General features: G+C 40.9%; 13 protein-coding genes and 1 riboswitch. Of the genes, 9 read left to right on the top strand and 4 right to left on the bottom strand.

Going from position 1 to position 21,594, the window contains the following annotated elements; translation table 11 throughout:
- Positions 1 to 280: 280 nt before the first annotated feature.
- Positions 281 to 1,939 carry a hydroxylamine reductase gene (gene hcp, locus AB4153_RS17305; RefSeq protein ID WP_248956148.1) on the top strand — a complete coding sequence of 553 codons (1,659 nt, stop codon included), beginning with the start codon at positions 281 to 283 and terminating at the stop codon, positions 1,937 to 1,939.
- 102 nt (positions 1,940 to 2,041) lie between these two features.
- Positions 2,042 to 3,337 carry a hybrid-cluster NAD(P)-dependent oxidoreductase gene (locus tag AB4153_RS17300; RefSeq protein WP_371998231.1) on the top strand — a complete coding sequence of 432 codons (1,296 nt, stop codon included), beginning with the start codon at positions 2,042 to 2,044 and terminating at the stop codon, positions 3,335 to 3,337.
- A gap of 81 nt (positions 3,338 to 3,418) precedes the next feature.
- Here the strand turns inward: AB4153_RS17300 and AB4153_RS17295 are convergent, their stop codons facing one another.
- Entirely contained in the window at positions 3,419 to 4,357 is a 939-nt protein-coding gene (locus AB4153_RS17295) for a LysR family transcriptional regulator (RefSeq protein WP_303513884.1), read from the bottom strand.
- Between the two features lie 384 nt (positions 4,358 to 4,741).
- Here AB4153_RS17295 and AB4153_RS17290 point away from each other — a divergent pair, with 384 nt between their 5' ends.
- Entirely contained in the window at positions 4,742 to 9,772 is a 5,031-nt protein-coding gene (locus AB4153_RS17290) for a S8 family serine peptidase (protein ID WP_371998230.1), read from the top strand.
- Positions 9,773 to 9,928: 156 nt separating this feature from the next.
- Here AB4153_RS17290 and AB4153_RS17285 read toward each other — a convergent pair whose 3' ends face one another.
- A complete protein-coding gene (locus tag AB4153_RS17285; protein ID WP_248956151.1) occupies positions 9,929 to 10,255 on the bottom strand; it encodes a DUF2956 domain-containing protein in 327 nt (108 codons plus the stop codon).
- Positions 10,256 to 10,412: 157 nt separating this feature from the next.
- Here AB4153_RS17285 and AB4153_RS17280 point away from each other — a divergent pair, with 157 nt between their 5' ends.
- The 4 genes from AB4153_RS17280 to AB4153_RS17265 all read left to right on the top strand — a co-directional run bounded on the left by AB4153_RS17280 (position 10,413) and on the right by AB4153_RS17265 (position 15,276).
- Positions 10,413 to 10,688: a YecH family protein gene (locus AB4153_RS17280; RefSeq protein WP_371998229.1), complete on the top strand. Its 276-nt coding sequence runs from the start codon at positions 10,413 to 10,415 to the stop codon at positions 10,686 to 10,688.
- Positions 10,689 to 10,904: 216 nt separating this feature from the next.
- Entirely contained in the window at positions 10,905 to 13,670 is a 2,766-nt protein-coding gene (locus tag AB4153_RS17275; protein WP_371998228.1) for a xanthine dehydrogenase family protein molybdopterin-binding subunit, read from the top strand.
- Positions 13,670 to 14,194 carry a (2Fe-2S)-binding protein gene (locus AB4153_RS17270; RefSeq protein WP_248956154.1) on the top strand — a complete coding sequence of 175 codons (525 nt, stop codon included), beginning with the start codon at positions 13,670 to 13,672 and terminating at the stop codon, positions 14,192 to 14,194. Before AB4153_RS17275 ends, AB4153_RS17270 begins: the two co-directional genes overlap by 1 nt.
- Positions 14,191 to 15,276 carry a hypothetical protein gene (locus tag AB4153_RS17265; protein ID WP_371998227.1) on the top strand — a complete coding sequence of 362 codons (1,086 nt, stop codon included), beginning with the start codon at positions 14,191 to 14,193 and terminating at the stop codon, positions 15,274 to 15,276. The genes AB4153_RS17270 and AB4153_RS17265 overlap by 4 nt, the downstream gene beginning before the upstream one ends.
- A gap of 61 nt (positions 15,277 to 15,337) precedes the next feature.
- Here the strand turns inward: AB4153_RS17265 and gltS are convergent, their stop codons facing one another.
- Together gltS and AB4153_RS17255 are read right to left on the bottom strand one after the other, a co-directional pair.
- The gene (gene gltS, locus AB4153_RS17260; protein WP_229370759.1) at positions 15,338 to 16,561 is read right to left on the bottom strand and encodes a sodium/glutamate symporter; all 1,224 of its coding nucleotides are present in this window, start codon (positions 16,559 to 16,561) and stop codon (positions 15,338 to 15,340) included.
- A gap of 472 nt (positions 16,562 to 17,033) precedes the next feature.
- Positions 17,034 to 17,243, bottom strand: coding sequence for a molybdopterin-binding protein (locus AB4153_RS17255; protein ID WP_102528454.1), 210 nt, complete (start codon positions 17,241 to 17,243; stop codon positions 17,034 to 17,036).
- A gap of 352 nt (positions 17,244 to 17,595) precedes the next feature.
- Positions 17,596 to 17,673: riboswitch (cyclic di-GMP riboswitch) on the top strand.
- Positions 17,674 to 17,723: 50 nt separating this feature from the next.
- On the opposite strand from AB4153_RS17255, the gene AB4153_RS17250 reads away from it, so the two are divergent.
- Both AB4153_RS17250 and AB4153_RS17245 read left to right on the top strand, forming a co-directional pair.
- Positions 17,724 to 19,148 carry a hypothetical protein gene (locus AB4153_RS17250; protein WP_371998226.1) on the top strand — a complete coding sequence of 475 codons (1,425 nt, stop codon included), beginning with the start codon at positions 17,724 to 17,726 and terminating at the stop codon, positions 19,146 to 19,148.
- Positions 19,149 to 19,351: 203 nt separating this feature from the next.
- Complete coding sequence (locus AB4153_RS17245; protein ID WP_371998225.1) at positions 19,352 to 21,118, top strand: alkaline phosphatase; 1,767 nt, start codon at positions 19,352 to 19,354, stop codon at positions 21,116 to 21,118.
- The last annotated feature ends 476 nt before the right edge of the window (positions 21,119 to 21,594 follow it).

The raw sequence follows: 21,594 nt of genomic DNA, 5'->3' as shown, positions 1-21,594 counted from the left end.
TTTTGTTGCTGAATCATAGTTGTTCACTATAGTTTTTCACTTTAGTTGTTCACTATAGTTTTTAACATGGTTTCCATCATATATTGGCTTAATAACTCAACGAATTAGCTTTCAACTCATGATAAGAGTTAGCTTTATATTAGCGAGTGCTGAAACTGATCTAGATCATAAAACCACTTAAATTATGTAAAAAGTAGTTTAGCTTTTTGGCGATGAGCGTAAACTGATATTAAACATGTAAATAATATGCATGATTAAGTTTATCATCAGGAGAAAGGCAATGTTTTGTATTCAGTGTGAGCAAACAGTAAGAACACCAGCAGGAAACGGTTGTAGTTATTCACAAGGCATGTGTGGCAAGCTAGCGTCGACTTCAGACCTACAAGATCTACTTATCTATATGCTGCAAGGCGTCTCTGCATATGCAGTTAAAGCGCGTGAGTTCAACATTATTAATGCTGAAATTGACACCTTTGTTCCTAAGGCATTCTTTGCCACACTGACTAACGTTAACTTCGATGACGAACGTTTAATGGATTATGCCTATCAGGCGCAAGATTACCGTAACGAATTAAAAGCTGCTTACGAGCAAGCGTGTGCTGAAAAAGGCGTAGAGCCTGAAGTTGTTATTGCACAAGGTTCATTAAACCTTGCTGCTTCAAAACCTGAGATGCTAGAGCAAGCACCATTAGCCTTACCTAATCGTGGTGATGTGCATGAAGATATTCTAGGCCTACGTTTACTTTGTTTATACGGCCTTAAAGGCGCTGCTGCATACATGGAGCATGCACGCGTTTTAGAGCAAACAGATGCTGATGTTGCCGGTGAGTTCCACCAAATCATGTCTTTCCTTGGTGAAGATTCAGTTGATGGTGACAAGCTATTTGGCACAGCAATGGAGATTGGCCAATTAAACTATCGCGTGATGGCGATGTTAGATGAAGGTGAAACCAGTGCATTTGGTCACCCAGAGCCGACTGAAGTCAATACTAAGTCAGTTAAAGGTAAAGCGATTTTAGTGTCAGGTCATGACATGAAAGATCTTGAGCTTATCTTGCAACAAACTGAAGGTAAGGGCATTAACGTGTTTACTCACGGCGAAATGCTACCAGCTTTAGCTTATCCAGAATTTAAAAAATATCCGCACCTTGTGGGTAACTACGGTAGTGCGTGGCAGAACCAGCAACGTGAATTTGGTACTTTCCCTGGTGCAGTTGTGATGACGTCTAACTGTATTATTGATCCAAATGTGGGTGAATACTCAGACCGTATCTTCACTCGCAGCATTGTTGGCTGGCCTGGTGTGACTCACGTAGAAGGCGAAGATTTCAGTGAAGTGATTGATAAAGCCCTTGAACTTGAAGGTTTCACTTACGATGAAATCCCGCACAAAATCACCATTGGTTTTGCTCGTAATGCGTTAATGGAAGCTGCGCCTACTGTGGTTGAGAATGTGAAGAATGGTTCTATTAAACACTTCTTCTTAATTGGTGGTTGTGATGGCGATAAGTCTGAACGTAGCTACTTTACTGACTTAGCTAAATCAGTACCAGATGACACCATTATCTTGACCTTAGGTTGTGGTAAATACAAATTCAACAAACTTGAATTTGGTGACATTAATGGTATTCCACGTTTGTTAGATGTGGGCCAATGTAATGATGCATATTCTGCGATTCAATTAGCATTAGCACTGAAAGATATCTTTGAGTGTGACATCAATGAGCTACCGTTAAGCCTTGTTTTATCTTGGTTTGAGCAAAAAGCGATTGTGGTGCTATTAACCTTATTGTCGCTTGGTGTTAAAAACATCCGCACAGGTCCGACTCCGCCAGCTTTCTTAACTGAAAACTTGGCAAAAGTGTTAGAAGACCAATTCGGTTTACGTAACACCACTGATGTTGAATCTGATCTTAAAGCGATGATCAAAGCGGCTTAATACGCTGTTAATGGTGATATAAGTACTCGGCTTATATCACCATTTTTATGACTGTTATTTTTCCATTTCTCCTTCCATCATTTACCCAGTAACAGGTGCCTTATGAGCTCATCAGGATTTTCATTTTCAGCTGCGTTGTCAGCAGTGCAGTCAACTAAAGATGACGACAAAGCAGAGAAGAAGCCAGCCGCTGGTTTTTCAATGTCGAGTGCGTTAGCAAACACAGCTAAGAAGACTGTAGAGATTAAATCTGAAGTTAAGTCCGAAGTTAACGCTGCTCAAGTTAACGCTACTCAAGCTAAAACAGCGACAGTAAATGATGATGCTTCACTACTAAGTGCAGATGATTGGCAGCGTGGGGATATTAAGCTTCGCTGTGTTGAGAAGTGGAACGAAACTCATGATGTAGTTAGTTTTCGGTTTCAAGGCTTAACACCGGTTAAGTTTAACTATAAGCCTGGTCAGTTTATTACCTTTAAGCTCGAGATTGATGGTGAAATAGTTTATCGCAGTTACACCATGTCATCTTCACCTTCTCGCCCTTACTCAATCGTAGTGACGGTCAAGCGAATTGCGGGTGGCAAGGTGTCAAACTTTGTTGCTGATAACGTCAACGAGGGAGATGTGGTCACAATAATGGGGCCAGATGGGGCGTTTAATTTAGTGGATATTCCTGCTACAAAGTACTTATTTTTAAGTGCTGGCAGTGGTATCACACCAATGTACTCTATGTCTCGCTGGTTGTTAGATGCCAGAGTGGGCAGCGATATTGCCTTTGTGCACAGTGCACGCAGTAATGACGATATTATTTTTGCTGATGGTTTGAGTTCGATGGCGCACCGTAGTGCCAAATTCAGTTTACATTACTTACTTGAAGCAGCTCCTGAGCTTGTTGAAGGCGTTAACCATACGGCGAATGATAGCCGTATGTTAGGGCGTTTAGATATCGATAAACTCGTTAAACTTGTTCCTGATTTTATGGAGCGTACTGTGTTTGTTTGTGGCCCTGAACCTTATATGGTTGCGGTTAAGTCATTGGTTGAAGCTAGTGGATTTGAAATGGAAAACTTCCATCAAGAGAGCTTCACAGGTGCGATAAAGTCAGACAAACTTGTTAGTGATTCAAGTAGTGACGACAGTCGTCAATTCATGCTGAAAATAGCAGATAAATCCATTTCGCTTTCCACTGAGCAAACATTACTTGATGGTATTGAGTCTGAAGGGCTACCAATTATTGCAGCCTGTCGCAGCGGCGTATGTGGTGCATGTAAGTGTCAGGTGACTTCAGGGACGACGGAGTCGAGTAGTACGATGACATTAACGCCTGAAGAAATTGCCGCGGGTTATGTATTGGCTTGCTCTACGAAAATCACTTCAGATGTGACGTTAAAAATGTAACTTAGCAATAGATTGATATTTTTAAAGCAAGCATTCAGACGGTGTTTTTTATGAGCTAATATCGAGAGCCATTAATCAATTTTATGCTGACTCAAGCTGAGATTGATGGCTGGCATTAACGGCTAAAGTGCGTTTTATTAAGTGTTCAATGAAGGTATTCACCGCTTGATTTTGTATCTTACCAGCCAATGTAATAATACTAAATTTAGCGGTAAGTTTAGGCATTAACTGTGGAGATAATGCTATTAATCTACCTTGTTGTATTTCTTTTCTAACTGCTATTTCGGGAGTTAGGGCGACCAGATCTGCATTCATTATTGAGTCTTTAATGGAGTGGAATTGATCGAAGCGAATCTGGCCACAAAAGTTATCTCGCTGCTTAAATAAGCCCTCGAACTGGTTAAGAATGCTGGTTGGTAAGTGTCTTGGTATTGCTAAAGAGTAATCTCTAAATGAATCTAAACTCAGTAGAGATAGTTTGGCGAGTGGGTGGTCTGGGCGGCAGCAAAAGACGACAGGGAATGGCGGTAGTTCTATCACGCTTAACTCATATTGATTATCTAAACCGTTAAAATCTGATTCAGCTACAAATAAATCTAATTCCCCTTCAAGTAACTGTTGAGTTAGTTCTTTCCAACCATCAACACTTAGCTCTAAGGTCATATTTGGCCTTGAGTTAATGTATTCTCCTAAGATTGGCCCGACTAGACTGTTTGATGGAATGGGGCTGGCGCCAATATTGATGGTTAATTCATTCTCCCCGTGAAACAAAGCGAGTGCCTGTAGCATGTCATCATGCTCTTTTAAAATAGCTTTTCCATGCTTTAACATCAATTTGCCTAGTGGCGTCATAGACATATTTTTAGAGTCTCGTAAGAATAACTTTCCTCCAACGAGCAGCTCTAGTTTTTGTAAACTTTTGGATAGTGTTGGCTGGGTAATATTTAATTCTTTTGCTGCTCTACTGAAATGTTTATATTCAGATAATGCTACAAAGTGTTTTATATTTCTTAATTCCATGCCCTACCTAATTTTGTTAGTTAAATTATTTATAATTTTTAGTTGCTTTATTTGAGGTGAGGTTTATGAAGTAATATAAATATATAAGTCACTATCAAATACCCTTGGTTCCTATTTATTGTCTTTTTAGTAGAAATGTAAATTAGTTATCATATTTATTTTGTTCACTTCTTATCTTTTTTATATCAAAAACATTTCATTTTTGTTTCAAGTGTATGTTTGTTAAGCCATATTTATACTTTTTAAAATTTGTCATTTAATGCCATTCCAGGTGGCTATTGGTTTATTCTTAAAATCAATTAGCGCAAGATTTAAATAAAAGTTAACAATGTTCTATCTAACCCACTAAGAGGTTGGGCAATCTACAAGGATGGAATAATAATAATGAAATTTAATAAATTGCACATAATGACCCTTGCGGCCATATATGCTGGTGGTGTTGGTGCCTCAGCGGATAGTGTAAGTCACTCCACTTCAGGTTCTAATGCAAAGCCTATTGTGATAACCGATGCCATTATAAAATTTAATGAAGATCGCAATAAAGACCGAATTAATCCTGAGCAATCACAACAGCGAAATAGTAACGGGCGAAATGTGCATCGTGCGGTGCATTCGCAAACTCGAAAAGTCGATTTTGTTTATGAGGCTGATATCAGTGGTGAGCAGACTTATATTATTCAATTAGTTGATTCACCCGTTTCTCTTTATCAAGGTGGTGTAGCAGGACTACAGGCAACAACTCCTAGAATCAATAAAATCCCAGCGGCACTAAGTCCACAATTACATGACAAGCTTGATGTAAAAAGCAGTGATGTAAAATCATATGTTAGCTACCTAAAACAACAACAAGAAAACGTGGCGACCGCTATTTTAAGTACTGTCGGACAAGTGAAACAAGTTGCTGATTACCAACTTGCTTTTAATGGATTAGCGATAAAAATGACTCAAGAGCAGGCAGAGCATGTGCTTGAGTTACCTAATGTTGTCAGTGTGACGCGTGAAATCATGTACGAACTACACACCGATGTCGGCCCACAGCATATTGGTGCCGATAAATTTTGGACTGGTGAAGTAACTGGTGAAGAGTTTACTGGTCAAGGTATTGTTGTAGGGGTTTTAGACACTGGAATTAACAGTGATCATGAGTCGTTTGCTGCAAAAGGTGACGATGGTTATATGCATCAACTTCCAGCTCGATATGACAGTTATTTAGGTGACTGTGAGCAGGCTGAATTTGAGTCAATGTGTAATGATAAGTTAATTGGTGTGCGCTCTTACGATGTCATTACCGACACTTATAGTGACGAAAGTTTCCAGCCAGATAAAAATTGGTGGGAAATAGACGGCCCACTTCGACCTGCAAATGGTGAAGATTATAACGGTCACGGATCGCATACTGCCTCAACCGCTGCCGGTAATGTACTATTCAATAAAGCTTACACTCTGCCTGAAATTGGCGTGGAAAGCGATGGTCAGCCTACCGACTTAATTTTACCTCGCATATCAGGCGTAGCTCCACATGCCAACGTTATTATGTATCAAGTGTGCTTACCTGGTGATGGCACCTTAAACGGCATCACCGGTTGTCCAGGTTCTGCGTTACTGGCTGGCCTAGAGGATGCCATTGCTGATGGCGTGGATGTCATTAACTATTCAATTGGTACAGCATATGGTGCTTTTCCATGGGAAGACCCAATGGAAATGGCATTCTTATCAGCACGTGAAGCAGGTATTTCAGTATCTGCATCAGCAGGTAACTCGTTTGACCCAACTGAAGCCAACGCCCGCAGAGGTGCAATTGATCATCTATCACCTTGGTTAACATCTGTTGCGGCAACCACCCACCCACGTGAATTTGGTGTAGAAGGCAAAATGCTAACAGACTTTGTTGGTGGTGAGCAGTCGCCTCTGGACATTGAAGGTAGCGGGATTACCGATGAGTACACTGGCCCAGTCGTGTTAGCTGCAGACTATGGTTGGGAGTATGAAAAATGTAATGATCCTTTTCCTGCAGACTTTTTCTTAAACTCACCTGATGGTGAGCCTTATGCTGTTGCGCCGATTGTTGTATGTAAACGTGGTGATATAGCGCGAGTCGATAAAGCTGTGAATGTTGCAACTGGTGGCGCAGGTGGTTTCATATTACGTAATGCATCTGCTAATGAATCGTTAGCCAACGATCCTTATGCCATTCCTGGTATTCAAATAAGCTATGGCGAATTTTATGGCGATAGCAGTAATGATTATTATGGTTTGTCTGATTGGTTAAATGAAGGTAGTGACCATCATTTAACGATCACAGCTTCAACTGTCGTTACTAAAGAACGTACAGCTGATATGGTGGCTGACTTCTCTTCAAGAGGCCATAATTTCGATAATCCAGAAGTTATGTCGCCAAACTTAGCCGCTCCAGGCGTCGATGTTTATGCTGCTTGGGCTGATGATATGCCGTTTTCCGCCAATGGTATCCCAAGTGATTACCACGCGATAAGTGGGACCTCGATGGCTGCGCCACATGTTGCTGGCGCTATGGCACTTTTAAAGCAAGCACAACCTAGTTGGTCACCTGCTGAAATTCAATCAGCGCTAATGACCACTGCAAGTCTTGAAGGTATGACGCGCTCTGTTGAAGTGTATCCATTTGAAGGCATTGAGGCTGCAGGTTTTAGCGATGCGGGTAGTGGTGTGATTAATGTCGCGCGCGCCTATAAAGCAGGCTTAGTGTTGGATGAAACAGGTGATAATTACCGTGCTGCAAATCCACGTAACGGTGGCACCGTTAATACTTTGAACGTTCCATACTTTTATAACGAAGCGTGTAGTGGTTCTTGCACCATGATGCGAACCTTCACCGCGACTCAAGATGGTAGTTTCACCGTTGATGCACAGACTATGGAAATGGAAGGTGCCGATATGTTGGAGTTAGAGGTATCACCTAAAAGCTTCAGCTTAATGAAAGGTGAAACTCAAGCTATTTTACTGACAGCTAAAGTGTTGGAAGTGCAAGCACCAGGTGCTGACTCATCATCTTTACGTTTATTAGGTGATGTGACGATTACTCCAGAAAGCACAGAAATGCCTATACAGCATTTGCCTGTGAGTATTCGTTATAGTGGTAAAAATATGCCTGAAAATATCTCTGGCCAAATTCATCGCCAGCAAGGCCATATTCTATCTCCTGAGATCATGACTGATGAGATTCAAAGCTTTAACAGTGCTGTAAATGGCTTAGTTAAGGCTGAATTATTTGATGTAAATATGCAACGTACTGATGTACGAGCCCTTGATAGTACTGCTCAAGCCCGTATGGATGATGGTCAAGTGGTGACCTTCTTTGACGTACCAGAAGGCACTAAACGCATCGTTTGGGAAGTCGTTAAAGCTGATTACAATGCCTATGCTTCATTGGATATTGGTCTTGACGTGAATAATGATGGTGAAATTCAGTGGTACGATGAAGCCATTTGTTACTCAAGAGTTGATAACAACGATTACTGTGCAATCAATAATCCGACCCCAGGTACATACTGGGCTTATGGTTCAAACTATAAGTTTGACCATGAGGATTTTGATAACTTAGCGGATAATATTATTTTTGCATTAGCCATCATTGGTGATGAAGATAATGGTAATTTAACTGCTCAAGGACCTGAAACTACCAATGGCATGGAGCCTTTCAATGTGCAATTGAGCTATGACCTTGCTGATGCAGCCGAAGGTGATTTTTACTATGGCTATGTTGGTTTAGGTTCTGATAGCTATAATGCCGACAACCTAGGTTATTTACCTGTCAAGTTGATGCATATTGGTACCGATACTATGGTTGAAGCCAGTCAGTCACAAGCCAAAGCTGGAGATATTGTAGACTTTACCGTCTCTGTAGAGCCTAATTTATTAGGTGGTGAACGAGCACTTAACCTGAATGCAGAGCTTGCACCTGGGTTACAGTTGCTTAGCGATACGATTACCGTTTCTGGTCTTGAGCATTATGCAGATGACATGACTGTAGAAGGTAATAGCATTGTTATCGATACACTGCAGCCATCATCATTGGATACTAAGCGTCATTATGTATTCACCACCAATGAAACTGATAACACTTGTCGAGTGCCAGCTTCAATGCAGGGTGATGATGAACTCTATGTAGATATTCCAACTCAGTATGGTTTCACAGACTTAGGACTTAGTGGGTACTCTAACCAGTATTTAACCATTCCAATGTCGCAAAGTGGTTTACCGCATGTACCTTTGTACGGTGCACAGCAAGAAATGTTGCATGACTTGCTGCAAATTTCACCATTTGGTTATGTGAAGTTTGATGAGTTACCTGACTTCTATAACTTCCATCGTGAATTTAACGATAGCTTCCAGAGCTTCCCTGACACAATAGTTGCGCCTTTGTGGCGTGGTGATGTCTATATGCCTGAAGCAAGCTTCCGTGAAGATGTTGGTGCTACTGCTAACCTTGTTTATGGTGCGGTGATTGATGATTACTTTGTATTCCAGTGGCAAGGTGGTGAAGAGATCTATAACCGTTTTACGGGTAACCGAGCGCCGGATGCAGCAGCGTATTTTGATGTTGAAACCATAATATCTACTAAATTGGATTTTGCACCAGGACAGCATGAAATCATGTTTGGTTATAAAGCTATTCATACTAGCAATGATCACTTTGGTTCCATTGGTCTTCACGGTTACTACGGTGAACGTGGCACCTTTGGCCCTGTAACTGGTTGGTTAAGCGATGGGTTTGCTTTTAATGATGTTAACGACAAAGTGTCTGATGGTATGTTGGTGTGTGCCAACTACCAAGGGCCTGAAAGCTCAGGTTTGAAAGTGACTTTCTCAGCTCGTGTATCTGCTAATGCTGTCGGTGTTGATAACGCACTAACAGTCAATAGCCAATATTCAGATTCTGAGTTAGTGACCGTGACTGAAGTGGTGAGCTCAGCGAGTAATATTCAACTAGCAAGCTTGAGTGATCATACTGTTGCTGAGAATACTGACTTAAGCCTTGATGTGGTTTATGTTGACCAAAAAGGGACTGTAAATGGTATTCAAGTGTCAGGTGAAAATATCACTGCGGTTGCCGATGGCGATACTGTCACTATCACGCCTGATGCAGATTGGCATGGTGAAACATTAGTGACCGTGATGGTGCACGATATGGCATATCCATCTGACAGTGCATCAACAAGCTTTATGTTAACAGTTACCTCTGATGGTATTGAAAATGGTTGTACTGACTCAGATGCAACTAATTATGATGCCAACGCTAATACCGATGATGGTTCATGCGCCTTCCCAGTTGAACAAGTGGCTGAAGAGAAGAAGTCTTCAAGTGGTGGTAGTTTAGGCTGGTTAGCATTAGGTGGATTAGGTTTACTGGCAATTCGTCGCCGTAAAACTCATTAAGTAATTAGGGCCTGTTGATCTTTCAACGTTTTTTATCTTGAACAGAAGTTAACCTGTAAAGAGCAACAGACTCCAGGTATGTTAAGCAAACTAACCTAAACAAAAGGCCTCGTGAGAGGCCTTTTTTATTGAGGAAGTTAACTTTTAACCTGAGCTCTATTGGCCGTTTAATAAGGCGTAGCTTAAAAAGCCAACCCAGCTAGCGACTAATAAAATCCATGGAAGTTTAGCGTTTGATGGATGCGCAATAATGTTTTCTTCCTGCTCAGTATTTTCTTGCTGAGATTTTAGCTTTAGGCTTTGTTTACGCAGTTTGTCCCTTCCTCGGGCTTTGGCCTTTTGCTGCTTTTTGTATTCAGCAATGCCTTTTTCGATGCCTAGCGCAATTAACTTGGTTTGTTCTTTGGTTTGCGAAGGCTTTTGAGTGGCTTTTGCTACCTTCATTGCTTCATTTTGGGTTTCTTGAGAAATACTCTTTGCCATCACTGCCTACTGTCACCATGTAAATTCTCGCTACACTATACCCAATCTTGCTACCGAAGATAAATTGTAGATTAATTATTGTTAAACCATGAGCTATCGCAATGAGTGGGTGTGCGCTTTGTCGTAAAATGGTTTTTTCAATATAAGGAATCGTTAAATGTCTGACTCAATTCATGGTCGTAATGTTATTAAGTTGCTGAAAGCGCAGAATACGCCACAGCCACATCAACAATGGCTTGCTCTTATGGCGCAAGAGTTTGGCGAAAATGCACAGTTTCACACATGTCGTGCTAGTGATATGACGGGTTCTCAGTTGGTTGATTTGTTTATCAGCAACGGCCGTTTAACTGAAACTGAAGCTGGCTTTGAGATCAATCAATGTGGTCATTGTGCGGGTAAAGAGCATGGTGAAGAGACTCACTCACACGATTAAATGAGACAGAATTCAGTTTTGATTATTCATAAAAGCCAGTCTCTGAGTGGTTTTTTTATGGGGGTAAATAATGTAACTGGATTCTTTAATCGTGACAAATGCGCTGTCTTAATGAGATATATTGTCATAGCACTAAAGCATTTTTTAATTAAGACATTGATGAATTACCTATCACCTGCTTAAATTGTAAACAACACAGGATGCAGGAAATCATGGATGAACAAACTTAACAGTCACCCCATTAGTCGTCGCAGTTTTATTAAAACTATCGCTGGTGGCGCTGCCGTCAGTTTTACTATTTCAAGCCTTCCCATCTCTTTGCTTGCTGCAGAATCCCCACCTTTAACCGATATTTCTCCTGAGCCAGCATGGGCACCTGAGCCTGGTGTTGCGCAATGGCGGATCGATGGTAAGCCAAAAGTCATGGGGCAAAAGATATATGCTCGTGATTTTCGTGCTCGCGATTTAGCGGAATATGGCTGGCCATATCAAGCTGAAGAAAGGGTGGTGTATGCCCTAAGAACCAATCGGATAAATACGATTGTAATGGATTATCAGCTTTCAATGCTCCCAGCCGAATTACAACCCATTACCATTATTGATGCGCACAAACTGGTTGAAGATAAAGTGGATATTAGCTGTGATATGAAAAAGCCATTTTTTGTGTGTGCCAAGAATAGGAACAAGAGTAAGAGTAAGTGTAAGAGTAGGCATGTTGCTGATTATTACGGCCAGCCTGTAGCTTTGCTAATTTTTGCAAATTTTGATGTCTATCGCCGTGCTAAAAAAATCCTGCAATTTAATCAAGATACTATTATTTATGGTGATACAGTTACTCCACTTCAGCCGAGTATTTATGGTAACTCTTATGAATATGTAAAAGGCTCATTGAATGATAATCCCTTCAATGTGGTACATGATGAGCCTGAGTACTATAAAAGTCACAGTCCTTTAGTAAAGAGCAACATTAATTCTGCCATTGAGGTTAACACTGCCTCTGGAGTGTGGCAGCAATATTCTGCTAATTATGTCACTCAAGTTATGGATCCTATGTTCATGGAGCCTGAGGCTGGTTTAGCTTGGTATGACAAGCAATCGTCTCGTCTGCACTTATTACTCGGTACTCAATCACCCACAGGGGATATATCTGGAGCAGCAGAAATATTTCGAAATGCAAAATGTACTTATAATGTCAGTGAAGTAGATTTGATTGCTTGCTATCCAGGAGGAGGATTTGGTGGGCGTGATAGCTCTTACTTTACCATGTATTTAGCCATGGCAGCGCCCTATGCTAATGGCTATCCATTGCGCTGGGCACAAGACAGATTTGAGCAATTTCAAGTCGGGTTAAAACGTCATCATACTGAATTTACAGAAAATTTATGTATTGATGATAATGGCCTTATTCAAGCTGTTACTGCGAGTTTTACATTAAATGGGGGAGGAAGAAAAAACTTAAGCCCTTATGTTGCTGAACTTGCAGCGTTAAGTGTCTGTAATGCATATAATATCCCGCAAATCATCGCTTATGGTGAAGCTCTAGATACACCTGATTTAATTGGCGGGTCGCAACGTGGGTTTGGTGGACCACAAGCCTTTATTGCTTTAGAAACCTTATTGGATCAGGCTGCAGAAGATACAGGTCGAGACCCTTTCACTATCCGCCGTTTAAACTTGCTTGATAATCAGAGCACAACGGTAACAGGTGCACCTATTCAGCAAGATTTGCAATTACCCCAAATTCTTGATGCATTAGAAGCTCAGCCATTGTGGACTAACCGTGAGGCAACAAAGCAACAGTTTGCCACTCAAGGGCTTAAATATGGTGTGGGGTTAGCGTTAGCAAACGAAGCGTATGGTACCGGTGGTGATGGTATGTTTGGCGCTGTGATGATTAACCCTGATGGCAGCATTACTGTTCGCACCCCCTATATCGATATGGGTAATGGTGCAGCCACGGCGCTCGGCTTAGCACCATCTGTTTGGTTAGGGAAAAATGCCAGTAATATTATGATGGGCGATGCTGGATTTTTTAATAATCTTGGCTTAACGAAGATAGATGCTTACCCTTCTTGCGAACCATCAGATGTTCAAGATGACCCTGCGAAACAAGTGGCACAGTTATCGGGTTCATCAAGTGCTTGTCTTGGGGCTTTTTACCAATACCATGCCGTATCATATGCGGGGCTAAGTCTACTTATAGGCTCTGTTATTCCGGCTTTACAGCAGCTTTGGCAAACACAAGTGGACTATAAACTGTTAGCTTTCTCCCAAGGAAGTATCAGTCTAGAAGGGTTTCCTGCTATTGAATGGAGCCAGATTGTTGAAGTAATTTTTAGTCAGCAACTACCCAATAGCGCTGCCGTTCATGCCAGCTTTGTTGGCGAGTTCGTCAATGCTGACTTTAGCTTTTCTTCATCAAGCCAAGACCCAATCACTCTGCCTTTAGACTATATTGCCCTTGGCACCTCGCCTAATGCTTTACAGACTGTCACTCGAACTAATATGACTACACTACCAAAGGTTAATTCACGTTATGGGCGTAGCACTTACGCACCTAGTGGGGCATTAATTGCGGTATCTGTCGATCCTAACACTGGTTATGTTGTTGTTGAAGATTGTATTACAGCGTTAAGTGCAGGTGTGCAACATTGCCCGCAATTGGTGAGTGGCCAATCTCAAGGTGGTGTTGCAATGGCAATGGGTTATGTACTGTCTGAAGACTGCCCTTTAAGTCCTGAAGGACCAGGTGCTGGCAATTGGAATTTAGATAAATATAAGCTAATGAAAATGGGTAATGTACCTTTAAATCAACAGTTGCTGGTTATGCCTCCTGCCGATAATGAAGCGACTGCGAGGGGGATTGCTGAGGCTGTAATGTGTCCAATTCCTCCAGCTATTCTCAACGCATTAGCGATGGCAACTCAACATCGTTTTACACAGTTACCTGTAACGCCAGCGGCAATAAGGACGGCAATCTAATGGATAATTTACGGATTTCTTTTGTGGTAAATGGTGAGGAAACTGAAGCGCCTACTACTGATGGTGATATGGCTTTAGTTGATTATCTACATGAACGACTAGGATTAACTGGAACCAAATTTTGTTGTGGTATAGGAGAGTGCAGAGCGTGTACTGTTGCCACTAGAAATGGCCCTAACGCAGCAATGCAAACGACTTTATCTTGTTCAACTCCGGTTGATAGTTTGACAGGCTTAGAAATTTTTACTGTAGAAGGATTACAACAAGGAGATGAGTTGTTACCTCTTCAGCAAGCTTTTTTAAGGCACTTTTCTTTTCAATGTGGCTATTGTACTCCAGGATTTTTGATGGCCACCTGGGTGTTATTGCAGAAGTTACAGCTTTCTCCCATTTCAGAGAATGAGCTGGATGATGCCATAGAGCAGGGTGTTGGCCGCAATATTTGTCGCTGTAGTGGCTATGTTAGATATTATCAAGCAATCAGAGAGTTAGCGCTGCCTTTAACGAGGGAGCACTTGTCATGAAGGGATATAAACGATTTTTACCAGCTTGGTTATTTTATATTTGCCACTCAATATGTGTTTTAGCCTTGATTGGCTGTGATAGCTTGGGTACATCATCTCAGCAGAAGCAGAGTACAGTGATTGATGAAGTGGTTATTGTAGAGCCAAACCAATCGATTATTGAGTATGGCCAACAGTGCGCAAACTTGGTTGCTGAGGTGCCAGCATTTGACTGTAATGACGGGGTTGATGTGCCAATTACAGTTAATGGGCAAATACCAGAGTATCAAGAGTATACGCAAAATATGGTTTGCGACCGTCCTGCATTATTGCCTTATGGTGAAGGCACTTTTGGCCAGTGTACTCCTTATTCTAAGGTGTTAGATTTATCAAATAAGACAACTCAAATATCTGCTTTTTGTCGCCGAAAATACCTTCGACCCGATGATAGTCCGTTATATGACGAAGTTGACGTCATTTTGCATAGTACCACTACAGGTGATACGTGTTGGTTTCATGCTGAAGCCCCTTCTGGAACAAGTGCCGGATTTGATGCTTCAAGGGTACCACCACCTAATGAAGTCAGTCCTCCTCCAGGGCATGTTGATGCAATGACTTTTTGGTGGAAGCCGCTTGATACAGTGAGCAAGAATTGTGGTGGTTGTCATGATGCAGATCCGTTTATGTATAGTCCATATATAGGGCAGGTTTGGCAACATGTGCCGGTTGATCCATTCGGACCATATAATAATGCGATTGGTGATTTTGCTCTGTGGCCAACGTCTTCAAGCATTGAAACCGAGGGAAATACCTGTACCACTTGTCATCGGATTGGTAATTTAGGGAGTTGTGTTAATGTCGATCTTGAAACGGGACAAACATTCCCTGGTAATATTCAAGTCGCCTCTGGAATGGCATTACCTGTTAAGGGAGGGGATCAATTAGCGAACCAGTATCCTTTGAGTACTTGGATGCCGATTAATAATTTCCATAGCCAAGCGTTTTGGCAACAGGTATACAGTCCTTCAGTATCAGCTTTGTTGTCATGCTGCGATAATCCTCAGCAACTTCAGTGTCAATTAATTCCAATAACAGGTAGTTGAATGAACTGATGCCATAAAAAAACGCCACTATTGAGTGGCGTTTTTTATCACAGGTGACGGCTTAGCCTATCACGCTTAAATAGCCTTGCAAGATTATGGCATTAACAATATCAATAAAGAATGCGCCTACAATTGGCACTACCATAAAGGCTTGTGGAGAAGGGCCTGTTCTTGATACTAATGCACCCATATTCATTACAGCGGTTGGTGTTGCTCCCATACCAAACCCACAGTGACCACCTGCCATTACCGCGGCATCATAATTGCTACCCATCAACCTAAATGTCACGAAATAAGCAAAAAATGCCAGGATAATACCTTGAGTCAGCAAGATGATTAGTAATGGGATTGCAAGGTCAAAAATTTCCCATAACTTTAGATTCATCAATGCCATAGATAAAAATAGGGCCAATGACACCGTACCTAATATATCAACACTTTCTTTATTGATTTTAAATCCACGGGTTAACTCAGTGATGTTAGTGATAACAACACCTAAGAATAATGCATACACAAAGTCAGGCATTTTAAGCCAAGTGAGCCCTGATTCATGTACAAAGCTGCCAAACCACTTTGCACCTGCAACACAAAGCAATAATGTAAACAAGGTTTCTAATATACGTTTTGCAGTGACTCTGTCTTCTTCTAATTGGTCATAGGTGACCAAATCAGGATGATCTTTATGATGATTACCACCAACACCATAAGATGACACTAAGTTGTTCTTATTAATTAAGCGCTGCGCGACTGGTCCGCCAATAATACCGCCCATAACAAGACCGAAAGTTGCAGCAGCCATGGCAAATTCAAGCGTATTAATGCCGTAAGAGTCTTGGAATGTTTGCGCCCATGCTGCTCCGGTACCATGTCCACCAGAGAGAGTAATAGAACCAGCAATAAGCCCCATTATTGGTTCTAAACCGAGTGCTGAGGCCATGCCTACACCGACACCGTTTTGAATAATAATGTAGAGAGAAGCAATACCTAAAAATAAAAAGACTTTACTACCACCCTTGAGTAACAGCTTATAGCTGGCCGCTAACCCAACCGAACTGAAAAACATCAGCATCAAGGTGTTTTGCATCGATAAACTAAACTGCAGACTGACATTATTAAAATGCAAAACCGTGATGATTCCAGCGACAATCAAGCCACCTACAATAGGTTCTGGAATATTGTATTTTCTGAAAACGGCAACGTGACGGTTAACGCTATGGCCGATGAATAAAACTAAAATCGCGATAAGAAACGATTCAAGCTCTCCAATTGAGTAGACTGTATTCATGAAACTCCTCTTTGTAGCAGTAAAAAAAATTACGCACTGCCGTAACGCATCACCACATGGTATGCCTTTTATATATGACTCAAATTAATTAGTTATGCTGATTATAGATTATGAAGAAGCTAAATATAATGAGATTAAAGCCAAATGAAGGATTAACCAGCTGATCGAAGCTGTAATTAACATGGTCTTAAAGGGATTGAGAGGAATGTTAGCGTAATAGTTGTGAATGTAAAGTTGCTAGGTTCAGTTTGTTGCGTTTTTGAGGGTGATAAATCCCGAGAGAGCTGGCTGGTGAATTCAATCTACAGCGGTGACAAAAAGTACGCTAAATCTGATCCCGCAATGAGATTCTTGATTTCTATTGCATTAAAGAGTGGAACCCAATTATGTTATGAATTCCACTTTGTTCTGATAAACCTCATCATTCAACAAGTGATTGAATCGCTTGTATCAAGCTTACGGTTTAGCTGAATTAGTCTACTGCAACCATCACATTGCTTGCTTTGATAATCGCGTAAGCATTACCGCCAACCACTAAACCTAGTTGCTCACAAGATTTTTTCGTCACAACAGAAGTGATTTCTACGCCTTGAGCAAGCTCGATAACCACTTCGTTGTTGACTGAACCTTCTTCAATTGAAAGAATTTTTCCCACGAGCGAGTTGCGTGCACTGATCTTCATAATGTTTGTAATCCTTGTGTGTTATTTTTTCGTATCTAAATGATACTTATAGATAATTTATATTATAAAAATGTATTTGCAATCGTCTTGTACGACTAATGAGAATAGTTTAATCGTTATTTTAGATATTTGAGGGTTGCTTCGCACTTTAAGTGATAAAAATGTAATTTATCTTGCAAATTTATTGTCATTCTTAAGTTGTATTTTTGATATAAATTACTAGTCAAAAGTTTTTCGTTTTAATTTAAATGGTTATATTTCAGTTATTTATGGGTTTTGTGTTTGTCAATATTTTGACTTGTTAACCTGATGTGGTCAATGTTAAAATGTGCTTAGATTTAGGATGTAATAGATACTCTAACGGCAAACTCGTTGTAAAATGAGGACGCAAAGTGACAGCACAGGCAGGTCTGTGGGCTGCATTACTGAGTGTTAAAAGATGGCAGATTGTTTGTACAACTTATAACACTAGGATTTTATATGAAATTTACAAAGAAGTTAGGGATGCTGTTAGCACTGTCTTGCTCCACAGTTTCTATGGCTCAAGCTAATGATCTAGAGCTTGTTGCTGGTCAATACTTTTATGGCTATGAAGACCAGTTTAATAATGGTACTTGGGGGATTATTGATGACCTCGACTTTTCAGAACTACAAGAGGAAAACCCCAATTCACTTAAACGCGAATTGAAAGCGCTTTATTCTGAAGATGGTAAAATGTACTTTGACGTGCAGTGGACTCGAAAAACACTGAAGAAAATGTTTCCTGCTGAATGGGAAAACGTAAAGTCATTGGACGGTGATGAGCGCCGAGCTGCTATCAAACAGCTCCGTAATCAAGCTTGTGACGCGCGTATGGAAGTGGGTTATGCCACTACTTACGGCATTGATGGTGAAGGTTACGCAGCAGAACTTGATACGCATGCATGTAATAATGAACAAAAGCTAGGTACAGTCAGAATGCGTACATATGTACCTACTGTACCTGGTGCTGAATACGCTATTTCAGTTAAATATCAAAAGCGCGATTATGATTATGAAAGACTTGGTGCCCGCAATGAAGCGCAAGCATTTCGCGATTTGATTGTTCGAGTCGGTTCTGAAAAGCATAAACTTTCTATTGATGCAGTTGAAGGCGAGGCATTAGATCAGGGCTTTAAGAAAGCCTGGATAACATTTACTGCTGATCGCTTTTATACACCGCTAATTTTACGTGATAGTGGCTTTCCTGATAGTTACGGTATTTTAATCCGCGGAGTTCAAGCTTTTAAAACAGCTGATAATGAACGCGAGCTGGAATGTTCGGCTTATTATGCTGCCCACACGCGAGCGTTAAAACGTTGTTTAGTTGGGGATGTCGACCCTCAATCTATCGGCTGTGATTTGACAGCTGCTAACATAGAGTGGATTCAAGGGGAAAAAGTAAGTACGAACCCTGATCGCTCTACCGTTTCGAATGTTTTTAGTACTGCTAATGATAAGTTTTTAACGCTAGGTCAAGCGGGTAAGCTTAAGTTAACCATGAGACAGAACGGTATTAATGCTGCTTGCCCTATTGCTGGTAAAACTCTTAAATTCAATGAATTTACTGCAAATGATCAAACGTATTTAACTTACGCTGAGAAAGGGGTTATCGGTATTAAGCTAATAGGCTGTGAGGACGAAAGCCAAAATGGTCGCACACTATTAGCGAACCAACACTACTCTGCGGATCCAGAAAACCCTTATGAAGTTCAAACCAGTGATATTTTTGAATACAACTTCGCTCCAGAGTTTTACCAAGGTTGTCGTTTATCTAAAGTGGTTATCACAGATAGAACAGACCAGATCCCTGAAACTCAAGAAGGCTATATTTCTTACAGTTTAGGTATTGAAGTCAACAGTCTTAATTTGACAACTGAAGATTAATTTCAGTTTTTAGACTCTAAAAAGCTACCTTCAGGTAGCTTTTTTTTTGCTGTTTAAAAGTGCTATAAAGCTCAACGAGTAACGAACTCTATTCGTCACACTTTGATCATGTTGGTGTCACAAAATTCTCTCACAATAATCCAATTAGATTAGATGCTCTAATCGTAATCGTATCAGTAACAATTATAAATAAAGGAATAGGTATGAAGTTGTCAGTGACGAGACGTGATTTTTTGGCGATGTCTTCAAAAGGTGTTGGGGCTGTAGTTGTCTCATGTGGCTTAATGGGGTGCGTTTTTGATGATGACGATGAAAAGAGCGTTAATGCAGACTTTCTTCATGGTGTAGCAAGTGGTGATCCTACTCACGATGCGATTATTTTATGGACCAGAGCAACGCCAGAAAATTCGCAAGATAACGAAGTGAAAGTGTCATGGGAAGTCGCTACAGATGAAAATTTTGACTCAGTCGTGACAGATGGCCAAATGGTAGCGACTGTAGATCAAGACTTTATTGTTAAAGTCGATGCCGTTGGTTTAGAAGCGGGCACAATTTATTACTATCGCTTTAAAACGGCTAATAAAGTGTCTGTTGTAGGTCAAGGGCGCACCTTACCTGAAGGCGCTGTGAGTGCTGCTAAATTTGCTGTTATGTCATGCGCTAATTACCCAGCCGGTTATTTTAATGTATATGAATTAGCTGCTCAGCAAGATGATTTGGATGCTGTGATCCATCTTGGGGATTATATTTACGAATATGCTCGCGATGAATATGCCAGTGAAAAAGCCGTAGAGTATGACCGACAAGTGCTACCCGAAGGTGAGCTATTTACATTGGCCGATTACCGTACTCGTTATGGCCAGTATCGCACTGACACAAGTTTGCAAAAACTGCACTCTGCTGTCGCATTTATTACCGTTTGGGATGATCATGAAGTCGCGAATGATACTTGGCGTGATGGCGCTGAAAATCATAATGATGACGAAGGTGATTTCGACACAAGAAAACAAGCGGCGTTGCAAGCTTACTTTGAATGGTTGCCAATTAGACCATGGACAGAAGGTAACCATGAGGAAATCTACCGTAGTTTTGCATTCGGAGATTTAGTCGATTTACATATGCTGGACACTCGTGTGTTAGCTCGTGATAAACAATTGGAATATGCCACTTACACAGATCCTGCAACAGGTGCATTTGATAGCCAGCAGTTTATGGCTGATGTCACCAATACTGAGCGCAGCATGCTAGGTCAAGAGCAATTATTATGGCTGCAAAGCTCACTATTACAGTCAACGGCAAAATGGCAAGTCTTAGGGCAGCAAGTGTTAATGGGGAGCATGTTACTACCTGCTGCGATTGCTACACTGCAAATGAGTATTCCTGAATTTGCTCGTTTAGGCGGATTAGCGCAATTAGCAGCAAGAGCACAAGCTGGCGATCCGAGTCTCACCGCTGAAGAGTTAGCCTATTTACAACAGAACCAAGCTGAACTGACTGATGAAGTACTAGCGTTACTGCAATTACCTGCCATTCCATACAATCTAGATGCATGGGATGGTTATGCTTATGAACGTGAAGTCATTTTCGCGTCAGCTAAGTCTATGGGACATAACTTGGTTGTCATCGCAGGCGATACTCATAATGCTTGGGCAAGTGATTTAACTGATGCAGCAGGGGATACTGTTGGGGTTGAGTTTGCAACGAGTTCAGTGACATCCCCAGGTCTTGAATACTATTTGGGCTTACCAGATGAGCAAATTACAGCAACTGAAGCGGCATTGGTGGATCTTGTTACTAATCTTAAATATACCAATATTAACGATCGTGGTTTGTTATTACTGACATTTACTCAAGATGAAGTAAAAAGTGAATGGATGTATGTGGATACCATTGCAAGCAAGACCTTTACTGAGAACTCATCTCGTTCACACTCCGTGACCAGTGCTGCGGGTAATCCTGCCATAAATTAAAGTGAAGCTTTGATTTTATAGCGCGTTTTAGACTGCGTTTTAGAGAGTATAGTAAAGCTACCTATTAGGTAGCTTTTTTGTTTACTGAGCTTCTAATTTACCCAACTTTGACTATTAATCCTTGTTAATGAATCTCTAAAAATCTTCACACTATACTCATGGAACTTGGCAGCTCAAACGGATATGCAGTGCTATCTGAAGAGTCATGTATATTGTTGATAATAAGAATTTATCTTGAGAGTAAATGCTAGTGGCGAGGTTGGTGCTGGAAATGTAAGCAGAAAACATGCTAGCTTAACTTAAATGATTAAATGCTCATCTAATGATGAGTGAAGTTGTGGTCGTTAGAAAGGGAAGGTTACGCCAAGGATGTCGAACAAAAAAATGTTGAACCCATATTTCAAAAAACAGCTATTTACCCCGTTATATATAAAGCCATTGCTTAAAGGGTCATTTCTTAAAAGCTCATTGCTTAA

This window comes from Shewanella sp. 10N.286.52.E4 (assembly GCF_041468785.1).
In the GTDB taxonomy this organism is placed as follows: domain Bacteria; phylum Pseudomonadota; class Gammaproteobacteria; order Enterobacterales; family Shewanellaceae; genus Shewanella; species Shewanella electrodiphila.
Note: the sequence above shows the minus strand (reverse complement) of the source record. Positions and strands in the feature narration are given on the sequence as shown.

Coding starts and splice junctions, on each gene's coding strand:
- hcp (WP_248956148.1), top strand. CDS start 281: ATGTTTTGTATTCAGTGTGAGCAAACAGTAAGAACACCAGCAGGAAAC.
- AB4153_RS17300 (WP_371998231.1), top strand. CDS start 2,042: ATGAGCTCATCAGGATTTTCATTTTCAGCTGCGTTGTCAGCAGTGCAG.
- AB4153_RS17295 (WP_303513884.1), bottom strand. CDS start 4,357: ATGGAATTAAGAAATATAAAACACTTTGTAGCATTATCTGAATATAAA.
- AB4153_RS17290 (WP_371998230.1), top strand. CDS start 4,742: ATGAAATTTAATAAATTGCACATAATGACCCTTGCGGCCATATATGCT.
- AB4153_RS17285 (WP_248956151.1), bottom strand. CDS start 10,255: ATGGCAAAGAGTATTTCTCAAGAAACCCAAAATGAAGCAATGAAGGTA.
- AB4153_RS17280 (WP_371998229.1), top strand. CDS start 10,413: ATGTCTGACTCAATTCATGGTCGTAATGTTATTAAGTTGCTGAAAGCG.
- AB4153_RS17275 (WP_371998228.1), top strand. CDS start 10,905: ATGAACAAACTTAACAGTCACCCCATTAGTCGTCGCAGTTTTATTAAA.
- AB4153_RS17270 (WP_248956154.1), top strand. CDS start 13,670: ATGGATAATTTACGGATTTCTTTTGTGGTAAATGGTGAGGAAACTGAA.
- AB4153_RS17265 (WP_371998227.1), top strand. CDS start 14,191: ATGAAGGGATATAAACGATTTTTACCAGCTTGGTTATTTTATATTTGC.
- gltS (WP_229370759.1), bottom strand. CDS start 16,561: ATGAATACAGTCTACTCAATTGGAGAGCTTGAATCGTTTCTTATCGCG.
- AB4153_RS17255 (WP_102528454.1), bottom strand. CDS start 17,243: ATGAAGATCAGTGCACGCAACTCGCTCGTGGGAAAAATTCTTTCAATT.
- AB4153_RS17250 (WP_371998226.1), top strand. CDS start 17,724: ATGAAATTTACAAAGAAGTTAGGGATGCTGTTAGCACTGTCTTGCTCC.
- AB4153_RS17245 (WP_371998225.1), top strand. CDS start 19,352: ATGAAGTTGTCAGTGACGAGACGTGATTTTTTGGCGATGTCTTCAAAA.